Genomic DNA, 24,787 nt, shown 5'->3' on the forward strand with positions numbered 1-24,787 from the left:
CTAGTGCCTCATCAGACAACCTTGATCTTGTTTTGCTCACGTAAAATAGCAGCATGACGTTTGTTTTTATTTCGCCATCGCAGATAAGCTTGAATGGCTGAACCGAGATCTTTATGTTCCCTGAAGTCACTACCTTCCAGTACAAATTTACGAAGTGGCGAAGTGGCATTCAATACGATTTAGCCAGGATGCGTAGGTCGGTGTGAAGATCAACTCAACGTTGTTTTCGTCTGCCCAAGCCTTCACTTTCTTATGGTGATGTGGCGAGAAATTATCGAGGATGATGTAGAGCTTTTCAGAACGATGGAAACGACGGCGAAGCACGTTGAAAAAACGCAGAATATCCTCGTGTTTCTTCGTTTTCGATGCATGGCCATATAATTTGTTCGTTTTTAAATCGAGCGCAGCAAGCAAATGGCGAACGCCATGAGGTCGGGTATATGTGGCACGTAAACGGTTGGGACGGCGTTGTTGAAACCAGCCTTTTCCACGGAATGGTTGCAGTGAAAGAGGTCCGAATTCGTCCACACAAATCACGCGCCCGTCTGTTGGAGGCGCTTCGTAAAGCGATTCGATTCGTTTTTTTTAACTTCAAATTCAGGGTCCGTGGATTCCTTCCAGGTCTTTGTATGCTGATACGTAATTTGTGCTTCGTCAAGAATGACCCTTACCGTTTCAATGGAAATCGACGGAACAATGCCTCGTTCTTCAGCAGCGTCTTTCAATTTCGAAAGTGACCAATTGGTGAACGGATACCCAATGGTATGCGGTGGGATCTGCGCCAAATCGATAATCGCTTCTCGTTGTTCTGCTGTAAAAGTCGGGGGACGGCCCCCGCCATAGTTAGGTTTTAGGGAATCCATGCCTTCTGTATTAAAACGATGTATTGTTTTACGGATATGTTCGCCAGAAATATGATACAGACTGCTGATTTCAGGTACCTTCATTTTCTGGGCAGAGGCAAGAATCAGTAGAGCGCGGCGAACCTCAACCGGGTTTGTACCTCTACGGGCGATATGGACAAGCTTATTGCCTTCTTCAATCGTTAACTCACGAACAAACAACGTCATAATAATCCCTCCGAATCGTAGTTGATAAGGTTATTTACCCGTTTTTCCAACTACGATTTCAGATGGGGCACTAGCCCCGTTCTAATACCGGTTGAGATGCTGCACACGATGACCTGCCCGTATGCGAATTTGAGCGTAGCATGCCAGATGCATGCGCTCGTTTTTCTAATAGCGGGAGGTCATTTTTTATGAATAGGAATATGTAATCATTGTATCTAATTACATTTTTTAATAAAATAAAGATGCATGGAGGTGGACTATGGAGAGATTCGGAAGTAAGAAGGATGGCGTTTTTGCTGCTATTCATTGGGGGGTTATTATTGCCCTGATTTTTTTGACGGCGCTTAGCATTTGGATGAAGTTTTGGATCATTGTCCCTGTGCTGCTGCTTACTTTCGCTTTTTTCATGTGGATGTGGTTCACAACGAATTATGAAGTGCAGCATGACATGCTCATCGTCAAGTCCGGTCCATTTCGCTGGCGAATTCCCATTTCCTCCATACGACGAATACGGAGAACCAATAACGGAACTTCCAGTCCGGCCCTGTCACTAGACCGTTTGGAAATTACCCACAACCAAGGAAGCATCCTGATTTCGCCGGATCGTGAGCAGCAGTTTTTGACGAGGCTCAAAACGATAAACCATAAAATTGAAATCGAATCCTAAACCAAGCAACCACGGCGGCCCTGCAATCCGCGCTGGATTGGCAGGGCAGGATTCCCGTTGGTTGCATTGTAAGGCTGTGGAGGTTAGTTCTCGTTCCGGCCTTCTTCCTTCTGCGCAAGGTCTTTAACCCACAGATTCATATCCTCGAATTTGTCGTAAATCTCGACGCTTTTCGTTAGTCTGCCGTAGTAACGGTATCCCATTTGCCCGAGGGCGGCATTCATGCCGAACGACAGGGCCCGCGCCAGCGAATAGGCGCAAAAGATGTTCCTGCTGCGCAATTCCTCTTCCAGAGCATAAATGAGCACTCTCATCAGCCCAAGCTTGCGGTAAGCGGGGAGCGTAGCGCAATCCGTAATTTCCGCATTGCGGTAAGCTTCGTTGATTTCCGCCGAGGCGGCGCTGATCAGCAGGCCCGCTTGTTCCACAATATAAAAGACGGTGCCCTCCCGGATAACCTTCTCGACGTACCAAGGTTGGCTCATCGGGGTTGGGTACGTTTGAAACACTTGGCCGTACAAAGCGGCAAGGGCTTTGGCGTCTTCGGGCTGGGCAACGCGCAGCGCACAGTCTGCGGGTAACTGCGGGCGTTCCGGCTTCAAGGGGAGTTGAAGCACTTGTCCCAGAATTTGATCCTCCTCAATCCAATAATCGCTGGTCCGGCGCTCCAGATCGAAGTAGACAGCCATGCAGTAGGCGTCGCCGCCCAGAAAATAGCCCTTATAAATCCCTTCGAGCATACAGCCTTTGGATAAAAAGACTGGCCAATCTTCTTCACGCGACTTAACGAAAGCTTTGGTTAACGCGTGCTGGCTGGCAAGCTCGCACATCCGCCCGTAAATAGCATCAATATTTCCCCGGTAATCATCCACCCGTATCCTTTTGTTAAAAAAATCGAGGCAGACATGCATCTCGTAGTCGCGTCCCTGCTCGACTTGATTGGTATAGTAAGCTTGTTCTTCCAGCATTTTTTTCCTCCTCAGAGCTTTTCGTAGAAAAGCTGACTTCGTAAGCATGAGCTTAGCTTTCCGCAGGAAAGCTGCTTCGTAAGCGTTGGCTCAGCTTTCCGCAGGAAAGCTATCTTCGCAAATCCGTCTCACTCGAGCGGTTCCTCCCTAAGTTTAAAGCAAAAACAGGGCCAATGCGAGAGAGGGTCACGTCCGTTCTCCCTGCGGACAAAAAGTTTTGCTGCAAAACGATGGTGAAATGCAAAAGATTTTGCGGCGCTGTATGGCTTCCAACCGTCCAATAAGGTTATTTCATCTTCAATCCGAAGTTGGCATCAACTTTGCTTATATACCATATGGTAAAAATAATGACAACCTGGAGAGAGGAGAGAATGAACGATGAAATGTATGTGGTGCGATGCGGAACCGATCCGCGAGAGCGTAAAAGATTGCTATTGGGTCGCGCCGGACGGGAAAACGGCGGTGCAGATTCTGGAAGCTCCGGCGTTGGACTGTCCTAATTGCGGACAATACGTGACCGAAAGCATGTCGCAGCGAATTGAAGAGGCGCTTTATTTGAACGATTTCTCTGCGCTGGGAAGCAAATTCCGTTACGAAGAGCTGATGAACGCGCCGCGAATCAACAAATTTTCGAGCAAGGGCTGACCTGGGACGCATCTACTGCCCGCCGCAGCCCGAATAAAGCCCTCGACGCTCCCTATGGGGATGCGTGAGGGCTAATTCGCTTGCCCGGATGTTTCGCGCCAGGGGCTGACCGCCGTCTGTGCTGTGACATAACGCGTTCCGGGAGCGGCGTACGTTGCTAAAAATCCAAGCATTTAAAAAAAACGCCCAGCAGACGTGCCCCCCTACACAGCCCTTCCGCATGCCAAAATCCTTGCACAACCCCCACATACCAGACGCCCCAAGGGGGAGCCATCAAAACTCCCCCTACCGCCAACTCACGCCTCCGCGCTCGAAGCATTCTCCTTCTGCTTCACCGCTTTGATCAGCTTCTCCTTCATTTCATCCCGCTTTTGCCGGCGGTCTTTCAGCGAGGTGTGCTCGGAGGCTTCCTCGTACGATTTTCTGCGGCCGATGCGGTGCAAGTTTTCCGGCACCAGATTGAATTTTTCATCCTTCATGAGGGCGATAATTCCAGTGCTTGCCGGCATCTGCTGGATGCCGTAAATTTCGTTGAAGTATTCGTCGGCGCGGCCCGGGATATAATTTTTCGGCTCCGGGTACCCGACGATAACGCCTTCATAATTGCGCAGGATGACTTTATCCTGGCTTTGCGAGATCAGATAGTTCGGCTGCAGCGCGATTTTTCCGCCGCCTCCGGGGGCGTCGACGACGAAGGTCGGGACGGCATAGCCGGAAGTATGGCCGCGCAGCGCCTCGATAATCTCCAGCCCTTTGGACACGGGCGCCCGGAAATGGCCGATGCCTTCAGACAAATCGCATTGGTAAATATAGTAGGGGCGGACGCGGATTTTGACCAGCTCGTGCATCAGCTTTTTCATAATATGCGTGCTATCGTTAATGCCCGCCAGAATGACCGCTTGATTCCCCAGCGGAACGCCCGCGTTAGCCAGCATTTCGCAAGCCTGCTTCGCCTCGGCCGTAATTTCCAAGGGATGATTGAAATGGGTGTTCAGCCATACCGGATGGTACTTTTTCAGGATGTTGCACAGGTTTTCCGTAATGCGCTGCGGGAAGACGACCGGTGCCCGCGTGCCGATCCGGATAATTTCGACGTGGGGGATCGCCCGCAAATTTTTCAATATATATTCCACGATGTTGTCGTTGATAAGCAAGCCGTCGCCTCCGGACAGGAGCACGTCGCGGACTTCCGGCGTGCGGCGGATGTAGTCGATGGCGTCGTCCAGCTGTTTTTTGGGCACTCCCATGCCCACTTGGCCCGAGAAGCGGCGGCGCGTACAGTAGCGGCAGTACATCGAGCACTGGTTCGTGACCAGGAACAGCACCCGGTCCGGGTAACGGTGGGTTAAGCCCGACGTCGGGGAATCTTCGTCCTCGTGGAGCGGGTCCTCCAGGTCGTATTTCGTCTTCAGCAGCTCTGCGGAGATGGGAACCGACTGCATGCGGATCGGGCAGCGGGGATCGTCCGGGTGCATCAGCGAAGCGTAATACGGCGTTATATTCAATGGAATCGTTTGCGTCGAAATGCGCACGCCTTCCTCTTCCTGGGGAGTCAAATTCACGACCTGCTTCAACTCGTCCAAGGTGCGGATCGTGTGCGTCAACTGCCACAGCCAATCGTTCCACTGCTCCTCCGTCACGTCTTTCCACAGCTCGACGTCCTTCCAGTGCCGTTTGCTGCTGAGAGGGGGAACGTTCGTTTTGCTTTGCGGGTCCATCATCGGTACGCTCATCGTGAGCACCTCCATCAATCGTTTTCGCTTATTTAATAAGCAAAAACCATGCCAATATTGGGAGATGCTGGGCCCATGCCGATCTGCAAAAAATTCCGCTGCTACGGCTTCCTCGCAATCCCGTACCGGTTCAGCTTGTACTGCAAAGCCTGCCGCTTGATCCCCAGCGCTTGTGCGGCAAGGCTGATGTTGTAGCCGTGGCGCTTGAGTGCATCGACGATCGCTTCCCGCTCCATCTGCTTCATCCGGTCGGTCAATTTCCCCGCCGGGAACGCGGTGAGATCAGGCTTCCGCAGAGCGGGGACCGGCACGGGACAGGGAGCCTCTCTCAGATTCGAGGGCAGGTGATGCTCCTCAATGATCTCCTCTTCCGGCTCGATCATATTGAAGGCGGATTCGATGGCATGCCCCAATTCGCGGACGTTGCCGGGCCAGGCGTAAGCCATGAACCGCTGCATGGCAGACGGAGCCAGTCCCGTAATTTTCATGCCGAACATCGGATTGAACTTCTCAATAAAATGCTGCGCGAGCAGCGGAATGTCCTCCTGTCTGCGCAGCAGCGGCGGGAGCTGCAGGTTGACGACATTTAGCCGGAAAAAGAGGTCGTGCCGCAAAATGCCTTTGTCCAGTGCCTCCTGCGGGTCCATGTTCATCGCCGCGACGATTCTGACGTTCACCTGCTGCTCCGTCGTCCCCCCGATTCGCCGCACGATGCCGTCCTGCAGCACCCGCAGCAGCTTGGCCTGCAGCAGCAGATCCAAGCTGTTGATCTCGTCCAGAAACAGTGTGCCGCCGCTGGCCTGCTCGAACAAGCCCGCACGGTCCACCGCTCCGGTGAACGCGCCTCGGGTCGTCCCGAACATGATGCCCTCCATCAGGTCGCCGGGCACGGCGGCGCAGTTCTGCGCGATAAACGGATGATTGCGGCGGACGCTCGCATTATGCATGCTCTGGGCAAACAATTCCTTGCCCGTGCCCGTAGCCCCGCAGATGAAGACGGGGGAGCTGGTGCGGGACGCTTTTTTGGCTGTAGAAACCGCTTCCAGAAACGCCGGGCTCTCTCCGATTAAGTCGCTGAAATGATAGCGGGCCGCGCCCGTCTTTTTGCCGTCCTTCTGCTTGGCTTGGTACAGCTGGTGGCGAAGGTCCAGAATCTGGTCGTGAAGCTGAACGATGCTGGTAATGTCCTTGGCGACCTCCAAGGCTCCCGTGAGCTGACCGTTATCGAAGAGCGGGTATGTGCGGTTGATGGTCGTAATGCGTTTACCCGTGACGTTGACGTAGGTCTGTATTTTCTCCGGCACCTCTTGACCGGTCTGCAGCACCTTGGCCAGCGTGCTCGTTTCGTGGGTTAAGGAAGGGTAGACGTGAAAAATATTTTTATGCAGCACCTGCTTCCGCGCAAGGCCGTCGATCTCCGCCATTTTATCGTTGTAAAAGACGGTCGTGCCTTCCCGGTTCACCAGATGGACGCCCACGTCGACCATATTTAATATTTTCTCGAAATATTGGGACCCGAATTCGTTCGGATCGGACATCAGGATCACCGCCTCAAGAAAAATTTCTCACCTAAAACCATATGGGATGTGGAATAAGAAAAGAACACTGCCCCCCTCACGCGAATAAGGTACGGAACTATTCTACTTGATAAACACAATTTAGGCAAAATTTTCAAAAGACAGCGATGCATATCTTTTGGAATGGATGATTTGCAAACCGAAGGTATGTTTCTGTGAAAACCAGAGGTACTAAGAGGCGGTATAGTAACGGACAAGAAAGAACCTAACGAGAAGAGCGGTTCCCGTTAGGCTCGTCGTGCATCAGCATGGAATCCGGCCTTACTTGATCAAATCATCCGGCGCCCGATTGTGGTCATGCGAGCCGCAAATGCAGGCCACACACCGCTTCAATTGTTCCCAATCTATCCCGAGGTCCCCGAGCTTCCGGTCAAACCGTTCGGTCATCACGTCCCTGGAAAACAGACACTTCAGCAGCTTGCAGAGAACGGTGTTTTCCGGAGAGGTACCAGGATCATGCGATAGATGTCCCACCACAACGGTAAGCAATTGTTGGCGGGTAAAGGCTTGTCCGTGTGACGACAAACCCGCGGCCTGAACGTAAAAACGGTAAACACCCGACTGATGCGCAGTGACGGATGCTTCAAACTCGCCATGTCCCGTTTCGCTTAATACCAATTCACTACCTGTACCATCGGGATGAGTTATTGCGGCTTTGACTTGAGGACGGGTCTCAAGCGGCTGGCCATATTCTGTAAGCACGGCCTTCAGATGAATCTGGGCACCCGGAGTTAGGGCGCTTTGATCGATATAGGCCCGCAGGTGAAGATTGGACCGGGCGTGAACGAGCGCATGAAAGGGCAGTGCTTCCAGCTGGGAAAATCCAGTTGCTGCTGTTAAAGCTGTTGTTGAGGAAATCCCGACCCCCCATTGAAACGAGAGCAGCAGATTCCACTCTCCTTCCCAGTGCTCCTTGTCGTCAATGACAAGCGGCAGCATGATACGCATGCCTGTTGACGTTTTGCCGGGCCGGAATGAATCGGCGGGAAGCTGTGACGGATCCACAACCGTGCCGTCCGGCGTTTCCAGTCCGATAACAATATAATTTGGAGCCCGGGAAAGTACCGCTGCATCAAAATCAATATCCGATCGGGTGATCGTAAACGGAACGCGGACGATTTGTCCCGGGATAAGCCAACCGGCCGGATCGCGCACCATATTGCGGTTCAGGACGCCGGCAAGAATTTGAATGAAGAACTTTTGAAGCAGGAACTCGTCATCCTGAGCAACCGCCCCGGTGACAAGCATATAACCGCCCGTGTTATTCGCAAGCGAGCGAAGAGTGTCGTTTTTGACATTGGCGGCATCCGCCATACCGACCGCATAGACCCGATCATTGATCAGGGAAGAGACTTCATGAATGAAGGGAGCCGTATTTTCAAAGCCGTCGGTAAAAACAATGGTTGCTTTTATGTCGAAATCGGCGGCGTTCGGCGACGTATTAAATTCATTGGCAGCGATCTGAAGGCCCGCTCCGATCGATGTGGTTGGGTAAAGGCCGGGCGGGCCGTGATCCCTGATTTTGGTGCGGGCATTCGCACGAACCGAAGAATTTAGCGGGCCGACGATCTGGAGATCGGTAAGCTTCTTCGCCGTATCCGCGAAAGAGACCATTGTCAGACCATTATCGTCATACAGCCGGTCTATGAAAGTATTGGCCGTCCATTTCAACACTTCAAGACGTGTCCGATTATTCCCTGCGGGGAGCAGCATACTTCCGGATTCGTCAAGAACCAAGGCGACGGCAACCCTTGGGCGTGCAACGGAGTTGGCCAAGATCGGGATGTTTTCCCAGCGCTGCACTTCGTCGCCAAACGCATTGCGGGCTACCACCGATATCACGCCGCTATCGCTGCTGCCGGGAGTTCTGCCCGTATACATGACCCATATCCGGAGCTGGTCATTGGGAAAGGACCCGGCCGGGAACGTAAAAGGCCCGGGCGCAAAGAGCGAAAATGGCCCTGTCGGACCGCTGGTAATATGGAAGGTAACGGATTTGCAGCCTGAAACGCGGAATAGAATGGCACGTTTGGTCGTATCGCCTTCCGGAACATCGTTAAAGATCACTTGCGAAGTTTCAAGAACGATATTGGTGACATCGCCGGACACGATGGCAGGCAGCCCGCGGTCACGCGCTCTGGACTCCAGAAGATCGTCATTGGGATAGAAGTAAGATAATGCGGTGTGGTTTAGCATAGATGCGGGCGTGGCCCCGCCGATCATCGGATCGTTAAGCGGGACAAAAGCCGCATCGACTCTACGGGGGCAGTTTGTGTCGTCCAACGTATACTGCTCCGCTCCGGGATGATTGCGCTGCCAGATGGCCCACAGCCTGTCCACATTGCAATGGTGCAAGTAAAATAGCGGGTCCAATGGCGACTGTCCGCCCGCCATCGTCCCTCCCGTCCAGGTATGGCCGGGAGCATGGCTGCCGCACTCCATCCTGCGGTATCCGGCAAAGGTGCTGGCCTGCAATTCGTCAATCACATTGTCAAGACTTGGGAGAGGGGCACTGTTCGGCGGCGGAGTCAAGGCGCGCGTATAGCTCCAATGGTCGAAACGACCTCCCGTGTTATTACGTCCGCCGAAAAACGATTTCCAGGGCTCCGCGTCAAGATTGCGGGAATCGGCTCGCGTCCAATCCCAGTAAGGGAGAAAGATCCGCGCGTCCGTTTTTTTCAGCTCCCGTTCGACCGTCAATAGAAAGTAGCGATGCCACGGAAGAAAAGCCGGCCCCCAATGAATACCGTGATCGAAGTGGTTTCCATGCTCATTCGCATAAGCAGTGATCTGTCCCTTGCTGTATAAATCGTTAAAGGCGGCTGCCAGCCGATCACGCTCTTCCACGGTCAAATCGATAAAATTTTTGCGGCAATACATAACAGCTCTCTCCTTTTCCGGTGGGATCAGGCGTTGCGTAAATAAGCTTCAACGGCCTTAAGCAAGGTTTTTTGAGGAGGCGCGTAGGCATCGTCGAATAGATTGTAACCGTCATCGTATAGGAAGAACTTTCGGCGTATGCCGTCAATCCATAGTTCTTCCTTGCCGCCGTTTCTGCGGATTTCGACGGTGTGACCATCAATGATATGGGTTTCGGTTAACGATGCTGCTTCTTGTTTCTCCATCACGTTCTCCCTTCATTGCAGTTGCTGAGGTTTAATGGCAAAAGCTCCCTAACCCGGTACTAGGGTTTCCTTTGAATAGGCTGTTTTATTCAGCCGTCACAGCATGCGCAAATCGGAATCTTGCACTCGCGAAAGCCTGGCGAAAAAAATTTGCGCCGCCGAGAACCAAACGGAGACCGCCAAGACTCTAATGGGTGTATTGAATATGCGGGAGAGGAAGATGTACAACGAAACCTTATCAATTACTGATCGCAACAACGGTTGCGGCGGCCGGCTTGTTTATGGCTTCGATTCCGGCGGTGCACGTGCCGCAGAAGGCTTTTGCAGCAGAGAAGTTGATCGGAAAGCCGCTGACGGAGCTCGATCCGAAGACGGTGGAAGAGGCGCATCAGGCGATGCAGGAGCTGTGACAGGGCAAGCCCGTACAAATCGAGCTGCATGAAACAGTTACGGGGAAAATGAGGCTCAATGGATCGTTGCTTCCAAAAATACGGCTGCGTATGCGGCGGTCAATAAAAGACCGGGGAAGTCGAAGCCGTCGATATCATGCACTCCTAGGATGAGCTGGACGAGAGCTTGGAAGCTGTGGCCGCGCTTGAGGCCAATGTGACCCAAGCTGTGCAAATGTTGGACCCGAAGGGGAAGTTCAAAGTCGAAGGGATCTCCAGGTCGAGAGAGATCCATCGCGGAATGGATAGCTGGATGTTCTACGCCGGGGGCGTGAATGCTCTCCGGGGCGGGTGGATGCCGTGACAGGCCAAGTAAGAGGAGTTACCGCCGAGTATCCCATCGGGCAGGTGGACGCCAGCTACGTAAAGCGCGCGAGGGCTGCGTTGAAGGAGCTGTTGGGAGGAGCGATGGATGCCTTTGGACCCCATGGTTTCTCTTGGTTTGGACGGGACAACCGGACGGAAAAGCTGGTCCTTTGGTTTAAGGGCATGCACGGCTTTTTTAGATTACATCCAAACGAAATAAACGATGGCGGCCAGGAGCAGGTTGGGGAATCCGATCATAAAACAATAAGCCGCCCACTTTCCTCTCGCCGTTCTATCATTGGTGGTACTGATCCAATAGTCGGCCCTCGCCCGATCACCGCTTACGTTGGAACCGGTAAGAATAGCTGCCGCTCCCGTAAAAATCAGCCCGAATATCCCGGCATACGTATAAAATACAGCAGGGTCTTGCAAAAAGATAGCGATCTGTGCGACAACGAGCAAGCAACTCAGCCCAAGGATGAAGGAGTTTCTCACAAGGATCACGCTCCATTTTAGATAGAATCTTATCCCATAGTACGTTCTTATTTCAGTTTACTATCACTTACAAAAATTTTCCATAGTTCCTCGACCGGGACGACGGATCTGGCGTGATCGGTAACCGGGTCGCCGTCCGCCCATAAGAACGGATAAATCAACACTCCCTGATTTCCATCCATATGCCGAATCTCTTCCACCCACCCTTCCCAACGAAAAGTCTCGTAAAATTTTTGCACATCGCCAAAGCAAGCCCAATATAAAAAATCGGAAAAACCCATATCCAGGCTTTCCCATTCCAACGTATCGGGAGCAAAATAAAATACATCTCCCGGTTTGCCCTCGAAGGCTCCCCCGTTCAGCGTAAAAAAGCCGCCTACTACATCGTCGGCAATCGTTCTCGATGAGGATGCCGCCCGTATAATACGCAGCTGTACCCAATACGGATCTGGTCGTCACTTGCAGTTGATGCAGCACCTCATTCTATGTAGAGATCGAATTAACTTCGACAAGAGCAAAATCCCGGCATTCGCACTCGACGGTGGCCTTCCGTAATGTTTTCATCGCCGTGATCGTGAGAGGACGGCCGTAATCCAGCTCGCCGTTAACAAGGATCATTTCGCCGGTTGTCCCTGTTTGGCGAAGCCATCCGCAGCCTCGGACAAGATGGTTTTGAACGAACGATACCGTGATCCAGTAGCTGTCGAAGGAATCCGGCCAATGAAGCGGCTTGATCCCAGCTGCCTGCAGCCGATGAATACGCCAAGTTCCATGGATGGGCACAAATACCTCTCCGTCCTGTGCACCGGAAGCCGCTTCGTCTAAGGTCGCCGGCGTCACGTCTGAAAGGTAAAACGCATCCTTGGCTTCCGGCGCCGCGCTTATGTAACCCCCGCAGTTGATTAGCTTCATGGTCAGGCCGCTCTTGGTTCCGACGTAATCGCAAGCGGCATTCGCTCTTTGCTTAAAGGAATGACGGTGGCGGCCGTTATTTTGTTGCCACGGAGCTTCAACGGACGCGGGGAATGTTCAAGCAACATAAAGGTCATCGTAAGTAAGCCCTCTCTTCATCCAAAAATTATACAACAATACGATCTTAATAAAAAATTTAACGATTCGGAGTTAACCAAAGTTAATATCGTTCGGCAGCTCCATTTGGTACTCTAGTTATAACTATTTGGACCCAAAGTAACAAGGAACGATTCCGAAGGAGTGAATTCGAGTTTGATCCATATCACATTGCGGAGACTGTTTTGGAGCGCAGTCTTTTTGGTGAGCGTGCTTGCAGGGGGAAATCAGCTTGCGCATGCGGCAGTCATGATGGAGCAATTGCCGGATTCGGCGAACTTGCCGGAAAATATTTCGGGCGTTACGTCCAGTGCGGTGCAGTCCGGCAACCGTATCTTGGTAACCGGGGGACAAAAGGCAAATTCGTCTACTTTTGCGCGGTATTCCTATACATTCAACCCGACGGATCGGTCCTGGACTTCGCTTGCGCCGCCCTTGCAGCTTTCTTATCACAAGCAAAGCATGATGAAGGACGGAAGAGTACTCGTCACAGGCGGGTCGAAGTTTGTCCCAGGGACAGGATACGTTTACAATAACGTGACCAAAATTTACAGCCCCTACTCCAATACCTGGTCTGATGGCGCGTCATTGCCGGTAGGGAGTATATTCGGAAACACCCAAAGCACCTTGCTGGACGGCCGGGTGCTTATCGTAGGCGGAGCGAACGAGATTTGGTCGGGAGTCGACCGCAGCACGATGTATAATCAGGCCTATTTGTACGATCCGGGTACGAATCGTTGGGAGGAAGCGGCTCCGTATCCTTATCCCATTTACGATGCTGCACAGAGCACGCTAAAGGATGGACGCGTTCTCGTTACCGGCGGGCTGAGCCATTACGTCTACCGCTTCGATGCTTATTTGTACGATCCTTCGAATAATACGTGGACCAAGGCGGCGAGTCTGCCGTATGAAGGCGACACGTTTTCCCGCCATGCCCAGGCGACGCTGCCGGACGGCAAAGTGCTGGTGATGGGAAAAAAGTATTTCTATATATACGATCCGGCGATGAACCGATGGACAAAGGACACGGCTACGATCCGACAGCTTACCAATGCCCAACTGTCGGTATTCGGGAATGATGTGTACGCTATGGGCGGATATGACGAGAATTGGGAAACCAATGTGAACGTATATAAGCTCACGTTTGATTTTACGCCGCCTACGGCTCCGGCAATCAGTGGCCCGGGCCCCGAGTGGAGCACACAAGACGTAACGGCGGTGATCACGCCGGGCACGGATGTGGACTTCGGGGTCGCCCGTACGGAGTACAGCTTGTCCGGGGCGACGACACTCGACTGGACGCCTTACAACGAGGGGGACAAGATAACCATTACGAATGACGGACAAACCACGATTAGCGCAAGAACGATAGACCTCGCAGGCAATGTAAGCCCAATCGCGACGGCCGTCGTCAAAATCGATCGTACGGCGCCGACGCAGCCGGCCATCAAGCTTTCGGCAGCGTCATGGACAGCCTCCGATGTCACGGTAACGATTACGTCCGGAACCGATAACGGCGGGTCCGGCGTGAATCGTACGGAGTACAGCTTATCCGGCGCGACGACGCTGGCTTGGACGACGTATACTGGTCTGGTGACGATCACGGCAGAGGGCCAAACGACGGTAAGTGCGCGAACGATAGACAATGTGGGAAATATAAGCGTTATCGCCTCGACAGTCGTAAAAATCGATCGGACTGCCCCGACGGCGCCTACCCTTGGCGCATCCGCAGGTTCATGGACCGGCTCGAATGTCACGGTGACGATCATAGGAGGAACGGACAGCGGGGGCTCGGGTGTGAACCGAACGGAGTACAGCTTGGCGGGAGCGACGACGCTCGCGTGGGCGGCTTATACGGGCCCGGTGACGATTACCGCCGAGGGGCAAACGACAGTGAGCGCGAGAACGGTGGACAATGTCGGAAATGTGAGCTCGACCGGCACCGTTATTGTGAAGGTGGATAAAACGGCGCCGACTGTACCGACAGTAAGTCCGGCGACCTTGCAATGGACCTCCGCGCCGAACGTGGCTGTGACGATCATAGGAGGAACGGACAGCGGGGACTCGGGTGTGAACCGAACGGAGTACAGCCTGACGGGAGCGACGACGTTAGGGTGGACGACATACACCGGCCCGGTGGCGATTACGGCTGAAGGCCAGACGACGGTGAGTGCGAGGACGATAGATAATGCGGGGAATACCAGTGTTATGGCCTCCGCCGTCGTGAAAATCGACCGGACGGCGCCTACGGCTCCTGCCCTTAGTTCATCCGCCGGTTCTTGGACGAATGCGGACGTCACGGTAACGATCGCAAGAGGAACGGATAGCGGCGGGTCGGGTGTAAATCGTACGGAATACAGCTTGGCAGGGGCGACGACGCTCGCGTGGACGGCCTATACGGGCCCGGTGACGATTACGGCCGAAGGCCAGACGACGGTGAGCGCAAGAACCGCCGATAACGCAGGCAACTTCAGTTCGGTCAGCTCGGCTGTCGTTCGCATCGACCGGACGCCTCCGGCGGCTCCTATCGTAACGGCGCCGTTGGCAGGGGCGGTTCTTCCGAACAACAAGCCGACGGTAACCGGCACGGCGGAAGCAAATGCGACCGTGACCATCACGTTGGACGGTGGGGCGAGCTTGACCGTGACTGCAGACGGAAGCGGCCGATGGTCATATACTCCGGCCGCCGCGCTGGCGGATGGCATTCACAAAGTCAAGGCGGTTGCGAAGGACGCCGCAGGCAACGAAAGTCCGTCTTCCGTGGAAATATCGTATACCATCGATACGCAGCCTCCGGCACCGCCGGTGATCGGTACACCGGTCAATGGCGCTTGGATCAATAGCCCTAGGCCGGTCATTGCCGGTCAGGCGGAAGCGGGCGCGACCGTAGCGCTGTATTTGGACGCGGCTCCGGCCGGCACGACGACCGCAGACGGCAGCGGCACGTGGACGTACCCGTGGCCTACGGATTTGGCTGACGGTGCGCACAGCCTGAAAGCTACCGCAGCGGATGCGGCAGGGAATGCCAGCCAGGCATCCGCCGTGGTTTCCTTCATCGTAGATACGCAAGCCCCGGCCGCCCCGGTCATCCTTACGCCGGCCGACGGGGCCATCACAGGCAGCAACCGACCGGTGATCTCCGGGACCGCCGAAGCGGGGGCAGCCCTTATCATCGATTTGGATGGAACCGAGACGGCAGCAGGAACGGCAAATGCCGGAGGCAGTTGGTCTTATTCGCTTCCGGACGTTCTGGCGGATGGCGGGCATGCGGTCAAAGTACGGGCGAAGGATGCGGCGGGAAATATGAGTCCCGCGTCTGCCACCTTGCGTTTTACGGTAGATACCGAAGCGCCCGCGGCTCCGGTCATCCTTGCTCCGGCTGATGGTACGGCGACGAAACAAAGCAAGCCGGTTATTCGAGGGACTGCTGAAGCCAATGCCACTGTCCATGTGGTGGTGAACGGAAGCCCGGCAGGCACCGTGATGGCGGATGCGGGAGGCAGCTGGACCTTTATTCCGCCTTTCACACTCGTCGATGGCGTCTATACGCTTAGGGCGACGGCAGCGGATGTCGCCGGTAATCTTAGCCCGCCATCCGTAGAGATCAGGTTCACGGTAGATACGTTGGCCCCTCCGGCGCCTGTCGTGACAAGCCCGGCTAACGGCGCCGCGACCAACCGGTCGAAGCCGGCCATCGCAGGCACGGCGGAAGCCAGTGTCACGGTGAGCGTGTACGTGGACGAAGTGTCGCTGGCGGAAACGGCTGCCGACGAGAGCGGAAGGTGGAGCTATACGCTAACGGATAGTCTGGCTGTAGGTACGCATGCCGTGAAGGCGCAGGCGACGGATGCGGCTGGCAATACGGGACCATTTTCCGTAAGCCATACGTTCACGGTTGTATCGGACAATGCATTGCTGCACACCTTGAAGCTCAGCGGCATGACGTTGAATGAAACGGTCACCGGGACGACTTACCGGTATACGGCCCAAGTTCCGTATTCGGTGACGGCGACTACGGTGACTGCCGTTCCTGCTGACGGGAACGCTTCGGTTCTGGTGCTGCAGGATGGGGAAGCCGTCTCGGGGCCGCTTCGGCTCCGTGTTGGAGCTCAGACGATCACGATTCAGGTGACGGCGCAGGACGGAACGACGATTCAGCTTTACAACGTGCTGGTTACGAGATTGCCGTCCAGCGAAGTGCAATTGAGCGAGCTGACGCTGAGTCACGCGGCTCTGGCTCCGGAATTCCAAGGAGGGACGACGCGCTATACGGCGACCGTCACGAATGACGTCTACGCGCTGACGGTGAGGGCAAAAGCGGTGAGCAGCGAAGCCTCGATTCGCATCAACGGACAGTTTTTTGCAAGCGGAGAGGCGGTACTGCCTGTAGAGCTTCAGGTGGGAGCCAACCCGATAACGATCACGGTGACCGCGCAAGACGGAGTCACGACGCAGTCGTATACAGTGATGGTACACCGGAAGCCGAGCTCCAATGTCCTCTTGAACGGGCTCTTGTTATCTGAGGGAACTTTGAGCCCGGCGTTCGATAGCGGCATTGTTCATTATGAAGCAGCTGTCGAGCATGGGATGACGAGCATGACGGTGACGGCATCGGTCTATGACCGGAATGCGCTGCTGACCGTTAACGGCAGAGAAGCGGCTAGTCATCAGCCGTCCCAACCGGTCGCGCTCCAGGTTGGCGTCAACCGCCTAACGATTATGGTAACTGCGCAAGACCGCGTCAGCACGCAGGCCTACACGGTGGAGGTCACCCGCAAGCCAAGCACGAACGGCGGCTTAACCGGTCTAAGACTGGCCGGAGCGGCGCTGTCTCCGGCATTTGACAGCGAAATCACCGCGTACGAGGCGAACGTAGGCCATTCGATAGACAGCACAACGGTGACGGCGTCGGTCTATGACCCGAACGCCCGGATCTCGATCAACGGCAAGGTGGCGCTTAGCGGGGAAGCATCTGCGTCGATTTCTTTGCAGGTTGGGGCAACAACGATTCGGATTACGGTAACGGCACCGGACGGGCAAACCGTGCGGACCTATACGGTGCGCGTTCATCGGGAGGCTGTCCCGGAGCAGCCGTCGGACTCTTCCTCCGGGGGGAATATGGGAGGAGGGGGCCCGGCTCCTGCCGAGGAGCCTCAAGTGCTGCCGAAGCCGGCATTGCCTGACAAACAGCCGGCTGTACCCGATAAGCCTGCCGGTTCTTCGGCGGCTTGCGTCCCGCTAGCGAAGGTGCGGTTTACCGATATGTCCGGACATTGGGCGGAGTCATCTGTCTCGGAGGCTTCCGGCTGCGGCATCGTCGATGGGTTCGACGACGGAACGTTCCGGCCGAACGATCCGGTCACCCGGGTCCAGTTCATTGCGCTGCTGGTCCGAACCAAAGGATTCGACAAGTCGGGGCCGACCGTTCCTCCGGCGGTAGCCTTCGCGGATCAGGAAGCCATCCCGTCTTGGGCCGCCGAAGCCGTGTCGATGGCCGCACAGCGCGGGATCGTTGATGGATATGAGGACGGAACCTTCCGCCCGGACGCGCAAGTGACGCGGGCCGAGATGATTGCAATGACGGCTCGGGCTTCCCACTTGCAAGCGGGGCCTGAAGCGGAGCTCTCGATGTTTGCGGATGCGGCGGAAATTCCCGTCTGGGCTAAGGGTTACGTTGCTGCCGCCCGGCATCACGGACTCGTTCAAGGGCGGGAGAACGGTCGATTTGCGCCTCAGGAGCATACGACACGGGCGGAAGCGGCCGTGCTGCTGCTGCGGTGGGCTCGGTCGGCGGATCAATAAGCAGAAAGTAAAGAACGCAAACCTGGTAAGGTTGGAATCGCCGGGTTTGCGTTTTCTTTTTGCGGGTTAGAGAGGTTCGTCGTTCAAATAGCTGGCATCTCGTAAAGGGGTCGTCTGCCACTGCTTCAATTGCCGTTGGCGCGGTGTTATTTCGTTGCCTGGCGTGTCCTGCTCGAAAGCCGCTTTTTGGTCAGCCCATATCTTCGCTATTACGATGCGTCTCGCTTCATAAAACGGGCATTTGCCGTTGATCTGAATATCGTGTTCGGTCGGATACAATTTGTCCGGTATCCAAGCGTAGTCCACGGCGATTTCGTAAAGACCGGCCTGCGGCGCGTTAAACGTCACATGGTGCAAGCTCTTGTCCCACGAAATGCCTGCCCGCCATAACCGACCGCTTTGGTCAACAAATCCGGCCTTCCGGCCGCTGCCGTAAAAACCGACGGAGGAACGATCTGTCGACGTCTTGCGTTTCTTGGCGCCTTCCGCTTTCCATGTTTTCAACACTTCGGAATAGTTGTTTCCACCACTTATTAATCGGCGAACCAAAAAAAATATTACTTGAAAGTAATGTTATTATTGAGTAATATTTAAATTGATATTTGGTTGTGCGTATTTTTTTGTTTCACGAAACGAAAGTGAGCACGATTGTTACACGATTTGGGTTGACTCAACCCGCCTTACACCTAATGTAGAAGCACAGACGTTCCCAAGCGGGTATTGATGGCGGTAGAGTACTTTAACTCGCATCGGGCTTTTCCTGGCACCGGAGAAGATCTAATCAAGAGAGAACTTGTTATATGGCATGCTTTGCAAATGAAGGTGCCTATGCACAACATTTTCATAAGGAGTGAAGTCAAATCATAGCTAAAGTCTTGCAAGTGATTCTGGCCGTTTTTATTTTTACAGGGGGCATTATAAAGCTGTTACGTGTTCCGTTTCAGGTTGAGCATTGGCAGCACTACCAATACCCGTTGTGGTTTATGTCAGTAACCGGATTTCTTGAACTGATTGGAGGTATCATGCTGATTGCCGGTATCCGGAACCGACGGTTGGCTATTGGGGCAGGCGCATTATTGGCAATTCTTTTGTTAGGAGCGATTCATGCCCATATTTTTCGGGCAAATCAACCGGTTGCAACCACCATCCCCGCATTGGTTTGTTTGATTTTATCGATCATGGTCATTATCCGGAACCTGAAGAAAGTATAATTGGCACGATACAAGGACAGCTGCGAAAGCTGTCCTTGTGTGTTAACGATACGTTTTCGTGTGCAAAAAGCATGAAGCCAATTAACGTTTGTATAACTACAAATCATACTTGTCTATTTTTTTCAGACTCTTAAAATCGGATTCTTGATTTACTTTGGAAGCATAAATCAAAGGGCTTTCCAGAATTGAGAGTTCAAAGACTTCAACCTTTCTGCATGTAATAAAGCGCCCTAAATCCCTTATCATGTCTCTCTTGTCGAATTTGCTAAAATCTACACTCGGGACTGAAACTATAATGAACTGATTTAGGCTTCTATTCATTGAAAAAAAAGTATTAAAATCAAATGCCGCTTGAGTAAATCCCTCAGGTAATGAGTAGAGAGATACGGTCTCAATACTCTCCCCATTCTCTAACGCCTTTTTTAACTTTGTTTCTGTTCGTTTCGTTGTAGTTAACTTTCCTGATTTAAAGCTATCTCCGATAATACCCAAATGGGTCGAAGGATATCCTAACCCTTTATTTAGTTTCAATGAATATTGATACCAGTCCCATATGTTCTTTTCCCGAGCTTCGATGGGACCATACAGAACAATAGAGGTCATCAATTTGTCTCGCAAAAGATCGCCTCTTCTGTAAAAGTTGTAAACTTCAGTTCACCCGTGCGTACAAACAAAGTTGAGAAAGCTTATAAAGGTATTAGGGTAACCTCCTGTTTCTCTTTATTTGTCGTCTTCTTTTACTAAAATCTCGTCCATTCTTTCTCGATTTTCTGCAATTTGTCGTGCCATTTTAAAGCTATTCATAAAGTATTCAAGCGGTAACTCTTCTTTGTAATCTTCGTCATGTTCAAAAAGTTTGAAGTTCGCTTTATGTTGAATTAAATCTTCGACTAAATCTTTCATTTTTTCCATCTCATTATTATTCACATAGTCAACTTCCATAAGAGGATTGATATGACTAATACGAGTTTTAATCTCTGATAGACCTAAACCCGTATGTTTCTTGATAGTCATTAACAAATGACTAGCGCTTTCAGATAAAAGCGTTATAGCGATTCTCGTCATAGACAGCTCTTCCTTCTTTTTTAAATAAAATGCACGTAATAAAGGGATTTTTTCATATTAATTCCATTTCCCCTTTATGATTTCTAGCCAGATTTAAAACTTCAATACCAAAATTCAAGCCGTAGTCATCAGCGTCATAAATACTCTCATACATTCGTCCAATATATTCAAAATCAGGACTTATATAATCTTCTGGAATAGCACCACCTATTTTTGATGAAAAATACCTATCCTCTTCCTCATCGCTATAAATTCCAAGACCAATCTCTAATACATCTGGTTCTAGCCCTTCTTCATAGTATATGATACGCTCTTTTAATCGATTAATAGGCGTGCCTTCATTATTACTATTCAATTCTGCACCAATTGGTGCTTCTATAATGATTGGAATATCTTCTTCATTAACATCTTGATATATCTGCCAACCTAAAACCCCTTCAATATTGGGAAACTTCTCCTTATCGCAATAGATTTGCATTACAAATCCATATTCTTCATCTTCTAAATGAATAGGGAATTTTTCTGGTTTATGAGTTGGTACTCCTCCAATTTTATCGAGGTAAATATTTTTTTCATCTCCTGGAACACGTTCCCTCGTTTTCATATAGAATACCCGTTTCATTTTTGCCTCCTGTTCTTCTAGTGTTTTGCAAATAATTTTATCTTATTATCATATCCAGCTTCTCTAGAGCTTTTTTTGACTTACACCAAAGTGAGTATCTACAGGCCTATTATCAACATGAGGTTACTAAAGCATTATCAGCGTTACCCGTCCCCTATGTTGTAAAACCAATCTACTAAAAAGTAACGGCGGTTGCTAAGACTACTAGCGATACCACCTATTAGCTTGCCTGTTTTCTGCTTGTTCGTCTGTTAGAAGTTTTCTTGTTTCCAGTCAGTCTCACATTTTTTTTCGTAAGTTATAAAACCTTCAGACGAATATCTTTTTTCAAGCATCCTACTAGCTTCGTATTTACTACAATCCTTTTCCATATAAATTTCATCTTGTAAAAATAATATAAATATAGAACTAGAGGCATCGTTATTCGCCAAATAGAAACCCAATAATTCGTTGTATTGAGTGCTAAAAAACAAACCTATATACTCTATTTTGAGTTCAATATTTTCCTTGCATTCAATTAATCCTTCATAACTAGCAAATAAATTAAAATCATCCAAATCGTAAATTCTATTCACTGAGATTAACGGATTCATGCCTTTTATATACAAGCCTATAACATCACCATTATCTTTCTCAAGGAAAAGGACATGGTCTAATCTCTCATTATCATCCTCATCATGTAAATAAATAATATTTGAAATTTCTTTTTGCTCGAAAAAATAATCAAACTTTTTTGTAAAAGATATTATATAGTTATTCATAGTCATCCTCACTCTCTAATTAAATCTAATTCGGATTTTAACTTACTTGATAAACGATCTCCTTTTCTAAGAAAGTCAATAGTTCGTTTGTAATTCGATTAACTAAAACAATTGCATCACCCTTAACAAAAGCGTCTACAGAGTCGATTGTATTCCACTCAAAAGGTTTCGAATTGCGAGATTTTTTGAGTCATTTACAATTGATAAAATGAACTCTTTCATCCCTTCTTTATCCCCTTTTTAACTGGAACACTTAAATCCCTTGAAGTTTCATAAATATCTTGAGCATGTTTTTTAATTTTTTTTGGGAATTTGGACTAAAATTCGGACCAACATTACCCGTCCCCTCAGCATCTGGCTTATGATTTCCTTGAGGATTATTTTTGTTCGTACTATTACCCTGACTATTCAGCGATGGAGAATGATTCGAATGCCCAGAGTCTCCGTTTACTACCTTAGGTAAAGTGTTTTTATTAGGAACGTCGAGAGATTTTTCAGCATGTACCCTTTCCGTTCCTGGGGCACGAGAACCAGTAGTCCCTGCTTGCATTCTTTGAATATCGGTTCTGGAGTGACCCATCCCCCCATCCAGTCTATCATTAATCTCTTTATTCGACTGCTCTTTCATTTGCATGTGAAGCTTTTCAACCAGTGCTTGAATCTCTGTCTGCATATCATTGGGTGTCTTGGCACTGGTCTTCATCTTCCCATCAAAAATCGAAGCGCCGCCATCCATCAGTTCTTCGATAGGGTCAAGCGATCGTCCACCTATTCCTTTTCCTCCGCCACCATCCAAACCCTTTCGACCACCTAGCCCATCCAGCTTATTAGCCATTTTCACTGTCCGCGTAACGGCTGTACCTGTACCAGCACTAAGAGCGCTTACCGCTACTTCTGCAACCACCATGTCTTTCTTAAACTCATTCTGGCCCTTGGCATAGCTTTGTTCTTCAGATCTGGTCCACAGACCGCCTTTAAGCAAGTTATCTTGATCGTATTGGGCGTCTTTCACGAATGGGTCGATATAGTCATCGTATAGCCCTTGTCCAAACGACTTTGCATCGGATTTGATTTGTTCCCAAGATTTATTGCCCGTTACCGTATCTCCCACATAATTGACTGCATTCGTAGCACCTTCTACAGCTCCTCTAGCGAGATCATTTCGTTCGAGGAGAGAAGGTCGCTCTTCACCAGTCACCCCTTCATAAATGGCGTCTACCAGATACGATGTTGGTAACGCGGTCGACGCAATATCTCCGGTATCTACTACCACATACCACAAGCCTAACAAGGTATCTCCAAGAGCATCTAACTTCCCTTTCGCCTCAGTCACTTGATTATTGAAGGCTCTCTTCGCCATGATGGCGGCCACACTGCTTCCCTGCAATTCCTTTTCAAACGCACTTGGCATATGATCAAACGTGTTACGATTTGACGCCTCTAGCTTAATCTCCTCACTACTGGATTTGTTTTCCTCCAAAAACTCTATCGTATCCGACGCCGTTTTCACGGACAAGCCCTGCGTCCCGGACAAAGACACGGCTGCCCCTTTCAAGGTCAGGGCACCACTCGCATTGATATTCACATTCGAGGTACTTTTCAGACTGACGCCAACATCCTTGTTCATCGAGATGTAGAGCATCCCTTCCTTGGCCGTCATCGTCAGCTCTTTATCCCCGAGCGTAAATTCCTTCCCCTGCGGATTCCCGAACGTCTTCACACCGGGGTCCTGCATTTGCTGCTCCTGCTTCTCGGCAGCCGCTCCTTTGGGCGCATGACGCACGGAGTTCATGACCATGCCGTCGTCTTCCTCGGCACTCGGGAAGTACACCTTTACCTTCGAGCCAGAGCTCGGGCATGAGGTACAAAATTTGGTTGCCTTCCACCGCATACAGAAAAAGGCTTATTCCTCCTCATCGTTCAAGTTGGAATAAGCCTTTGAAAGTTTATCAAGTTTGTTTGTCAAGTTTTTTAGTGTTTGGTTTGTTGGTTGTATTGTTCGATCTTGTTGTTGGAATTGTAAATGGACTTACACCAAAACCCATTGCTCTATTTACAAGGTTTCATAATCCGGTTTCATAGTCTTCTATTAGATGTGACCAGTATCCATCAAGATCCTTCATTGCTACGGGATCAATTTGCTCATACAACTTACGTAGCTCTCGTGCATATTTTTGTTCATTATATTCACTTTCTTGTTTCATTTTCATTGCTAATTCATTCCTTATTAATTCAAACAAAAAAAATGTTCTCAAGTTTTTATTTAGCATATAAATTGGTGGCTTATGATGGGATGAATTAATAAAAAGTCCATCACAACCTTTTTTTAAGTAAAGTGCATTCGGGTCAAGTATACCGTAACATGAATAATGACCAATATTAATAAATTCTACACCTTCAATTAATGTTTTTTTAAAAGTATCCCTTCCATAGAATACAAAATCATCATAATTCTCTGGTACTCCAATAGATACCATAAAGTCAGCATCATCATGAATTATACCAAGTCTCACCAATTCGTTGTAATCATAGTCTCGTAATTCAGAATCATAATACTCTCGAATTTCACAAATATCAAAATCCAAATCCATACTCTCACTCCTCCTTTAACTTTTCAAGCATTTTAGCTAATTCAGCATTTCCGCGATTTCTTAAATCCGGATCCCCATACCAACACTGTAGGTTACTTCAGCATCAGGAAATTTTTGTGGCAAGTAGATCTTTACAATTATGACCACCAAGAATGCAAGGTTCCCTTTCAGTATATACACGATGAACACAACATACGTCTGTCCATTTTTTTTTGAGAAAATTTTGTCCTCATATAGAACCATTCGGAATGCACATTTTTGTCCTTTACTTTTCCACTCGGCCTTACTTCTGTTCTCTTTGTACTTTCAGAGTACGAACGCCATCTACTTCAATCTCTGCCACTACGAGATTCCTTAAGTCAAACGCTTTATTTTCAATTCGATACTTTTTCGCCATTGCACTAAAATCTGTTTCACCATACCCAACTTTTATTGGAGGTTTTGAATTAGCACCTATATTACCTGAACTAGGTTTTCCTCCCTCCTTAGTCTCCCATGTAACATTTTCATCTCCATATTTAGATTTAAAATATGCATCCCAATCTTCGCCGAACATGGGATTCTGAGCTTTTCCACTACCACCTTTACCCGTCCCCTTAGTGACCAATCGGTTATAATAACTTAAGGAATAG

At 50.5% G+C, this 24,787-nt stretch carries 23 protein-coding genes and 1 pseudogene; 6 read left to right on the forward strand and 18 right to left on the reverse strand.

What is annotated here, in order from left to right:
• Positions 1-147: 147 nt before the first annotated feature.
• Both PEH01S_RS30005 and PEH01S_RS30010 read right to left on the reverse strand, forming a co-directional pair.
• Positions 148-528, reverse strand: coding sequence for a transposase (locus PEH01S_RS30005; RefSeq protein WP_246063108.1), 381 nt, complete (start codon positions 526-528; stop codon positions 148-150).
• Positions 529-533: 5 nt separating this feature from the next.
• Positions 534-1,070, reverse strand: coding sequence for a helix-turn-helix domain-containing protein (locus tag PEH01S_RS30010; protein WP_127489844.1), 537 nt, complete (start codon positions 1,068-1,070; stop codon positions 534-536).
• A 259-nt stretch (positions 1,071-1,329) separates the two neighbouring features.
• Between PEH01S_RS30010 and PEH01S_RS30015 the strand changes: the two genes are divergently transcribed.
• Entirely contained in the window at positions 1,330-1,737 is a 408-nt protein-coding gene (locus PEH01S_RS30015; protein WP_025848556.1) for a PH domain-containing protein, read from the forward strand.
• Positions 1,738-1,820: 83 nt separating this feature from the next.
• On the opposite strand, the gene ablB is transcribed toward PEH01S_RS30015, so the two are convergent.
• On the reverse strand, positions 1,821-2,705 hold the full coding sequence (gene ablB, locus PEH01S_RS30020; protein WP_127489846.1) for a putative beta-lysine N-acetyltransferase: 885 nt from the start codon (positions 2,703-2,705) through the stop codon (positions 1,821-1,823).
• 378 nt (positions 2,706-3,083) lie between these two features.
• Between ablB and PEH01S_RS30025 the strand changes: the two genes are divergently transcribed.
• A complete protein-coding gene (locus PEH01S_RS30025; RefSeq protein ID WP_010496576.1) occupies positions 3,084-3,350 on the forward strand; it encodes a YokU family protein in 267 nt (88 codons plus the stop codon).
• 296 nt (positions 3,351-3,646) lie between these two features.
• Here PEH01S_RS30025 and kamA read toward each other — a convergent pair whose 3' ends face one another.
• The 4 genes from kamA to PEH01S_RS30045 all read right to left on the reverse strand — a co-directional run bounded on the left by kamA (position 3,647) and on the right by PEH01S_RS30045 (position 9,785).
• A complete protein-coding gene (kamA, locus tag PEH01S_RS30030; RefSeq protein ID WP_127489868.1) occupies positions 3,647-5,068 on the reverse strand; it encodes a lysine 2,3-aminomutase in 1,422 nt (473 codons plus the stop codon).
• 116 nt (positions 5,069-5,184) lie between these two features.
• Positions 5,185-6,621, reverse strand: coding sequence for a sigma-54 interaction domain-containing protein (locus PEH01S_RS30035; protein WP_127489848.1), 1,437 nt, complete (start codon positions 6,619-6,621; stop codon positions 5,185-5,187).
• Between the two features lie 300 nt (positions 6,622-6,921).
• Positions 6,922-9,540 (reverse strand): tyrosinase family protein, encoded by a 2,619-nt coding sequence (locus PEH01S_RS30040; protein WP_127489850.1) that lies wholly within the window; start codon positions 9,538-9,540, stop codon positions 6,922-6,924.
• 26 nt (positions 9,541-9,566) lie between these two features.
• A complete protein-coding gene (locus PEH01S_RS30045; RefSeq protein ID WP_127489852.1) occupies positions 9,567-9,785 on the reverse strand; it encodes a hypothetical protein in 219 nt (72 codons plus the stop codon).
• A gap of 281 nt (positions 9,786-10,066) precedes the next feature.
• On the opposite strand from PEH01S_RS30045, the gene PEH01S_RS35920 reads away from it, so the two are divergent.
• Both PEH01S_RS35920 and PEH01S_RS34855 read left to right on the forward strand, forming a co-directional pair.
• A complete protein-coding gene (locus PEH01S_RS35920) occupies positions 10,067-10,195 on the forward strand; it encodes a hypothetical protein (protein WP_281281541.1) in 129 nt (42 codons plus the stop codon).
• Positions 10,196-10,361: 166 nt separating this feature from the next.
• Positions 10,362-10,538: a hypothetical protein gene (locus PEH01S_RS34855; RefSeq protein WP_164828083.1), complete on the forward strand. Its 177-nt coding sequence runs from the start codon at positions 10,362-10,364 to the stop codon at positions 10,536-10,538.
• A gap of 203 nt (positions 10,539-10,741) precedes the next feature.
• On the opposite strand, the gene PEH01S_RS36235 is transcribed toward PEH01S_RS34855, so the two are convergent.
• The 3 genes and pseudogenes from PEH01S_RS36235 to PEH01S_RS30060 form a co-directional block, all read right to left on the reverse strand.
• The gene (locus PEH01S_RS36235) at positions 10,742-11,044 is read right to left on the reverse strand and encodes a DUF5316 family protein (RefSeq protein ID WP_407669503.1); all 303 of its coding nucleotides are present in this window, start codon (positions 11,042-11,044) and stop codon (positions 10,742-10,744) included.
• Between the two features lie 38 nt (positions 11,045-11,082).
• Positions 11,083-11,512 (reverse strand): annotated as a pseudogene (locus PEH01S_RS30055) (DUF2625 family protein).
• 6 nt (positions 11,513-11,518) lie between these two features.
• On the reverse strand, positions 11,519-11,947 hold the full coding sequence (locus PEH01S_RS30060; protein ID WP_127489856.1) for a hypothetical protein: 429 nt from the start codon (positions 11,945-11,947) through the stop codon (positions 11,519-11,521).
• A 312-nt stretch (positions 11,948-12,259) separates the two neighbouring features.
• Here PEH01S_RS30060 and PEH01S_RS30065 point away from each other — a divergent pair, with 312 nt between their 5' ends.
• Positions 12,260-17,905, forward strand: coding sequence for an OmpL47-type beta-barrel domain-containing protein (locus PEH01S_RS30065; protein ID WP_246063109.1), 5,646 nt, complete (start codon positions 12,260-12,262; stop codon positions 17,903-17,905).
• Positions 17,906-17,971: 66 nt separating this feature from the next.
• Here the strand turns inward: PEH01S_RS30065 and PEH01S_RS30070 are convergent, their stop codons facing one another.
• Positions 17,972-18,412, reverse strand: coding sequence for a carbohydrate-binding protein (locus PEH01S_RS30070; RefSeq protein WP_127489858.1), 441 nt, complete (start codon positions 18,410-18,412; stop codon positions 17,972-17,974).
• A 356-nt stretch (positions 18,413-18,768) separates the two neighbouring features.
• Between PEH01S_RS30070 and PEH01S_RS30075 the strand changes: the two genes are divergently transcribed.
• A complete protein-coding gene (locus PEH01S_RS30075; protein WP_407669504.1) occupies positions 18,769-19,116 on the forward strand; it encodes a DoxX family protein in 348 nt (115 codons plus the stop codon).
• A 96-nt stretch (positions 19,117-19,212) separates the two neighbouring features.
• On the opposite strand, the gene PEH01S_RS30080 is transcribed toward PEH01S_RS30075, so the two are convergent.
• The 7 genes from PEH01S_RS30080 to PEH01S_RS34865 all read right to left on the reverse strand — a co-directional run.
• Positions 19,213-19,734: a hypothetical protein gene (locus PEH01S_RS30080; RefSeq protein ID WP_127489860.1), complete on the reverse strand. Its 522-nt coding sequence runs from the start codon at positions 19,732-19,734 to the stop codon at positions 19,213-19,215.
• A gap of 102 nt (positions 19,735-19,836) precedes the next feature.
• The gene (locus tag PEH01S_RS30085; RefSeq protein WP_127489862.1) at positions 19,837-20,181 is read right to left on the reverse strand and encodes a hypothetical protein; all 345 of its coding nucleotides are present in this window, start codon (positions 20,179-20,181) and stop codon (positions 19,837-19,839) included.
• A 52-nt stretch (positions 20,182-20,233) separates the two neighbouring features.
• Positions 20,234-20,803, reverse strand: a complete 570-nt coding sequence (locus tag PEH01S_RS30090) for a hypothetical protein (protein ID WP_127489864.1) — start codon at positions 20,801-20,803, stop codon at positions 20,234-20,236.
• A 251-nt stretch (positions 20,804-21,054) separates the two neighbouring features.
• A complete protein-coding gene (locus tag PEH01S_RS30095; protein WP_127489866.1) occupies positions 21,055-21,564 on the reverse strand; it encodes a hypothetical protein in 510 nt (169 codons plus the stop codon).
• Positions 21,565-21,817: 253 nt separating this feature from the next.
• On the reverse strand, positions 21,818-23,362 hold the full coding sequence (locus PEH01S_RS30100; RefSeq protein ID WP_174807186.1) for a hypothetical protein: 1,545 nt from the start codon (positions 23,360-23,362) through the stop codon (positions 21,818-21,820).
• Positions 23,363-23,627: 265 nt separating this feature from the next.
• On the reverse strand, positions 23,628-24,155 hold the full coding sequence (locus PEH01S_RS30105; RefSeq protein ID WP_246063110.1) for an SUKH-4 family immunity protein: 528 nt from the start codon (positions 24,153-24,155) through the stop codon (positions 23,628-23,630).
• Positions 24,156-24,438: 283 nt separating this feature from the next.
• A partial coding sequence (locus PEH01S_RS34865) for a hypothetical protein (protein ID WP_164828085.1) occupies positions 24,439-24,787 on the reverse strand: 349 nt, incomplete at its 5' end.

It is taken from the genome of Paenibacillus ehimensis NBRC 15659 (assembly GCF_004000785.1).
Lineage (GTDB): Bacteria > Bacillota > Bacilli > Paenibacillales > NBRC-103111 > Paenibacillus_G > Paenibacillus_G ehimensis.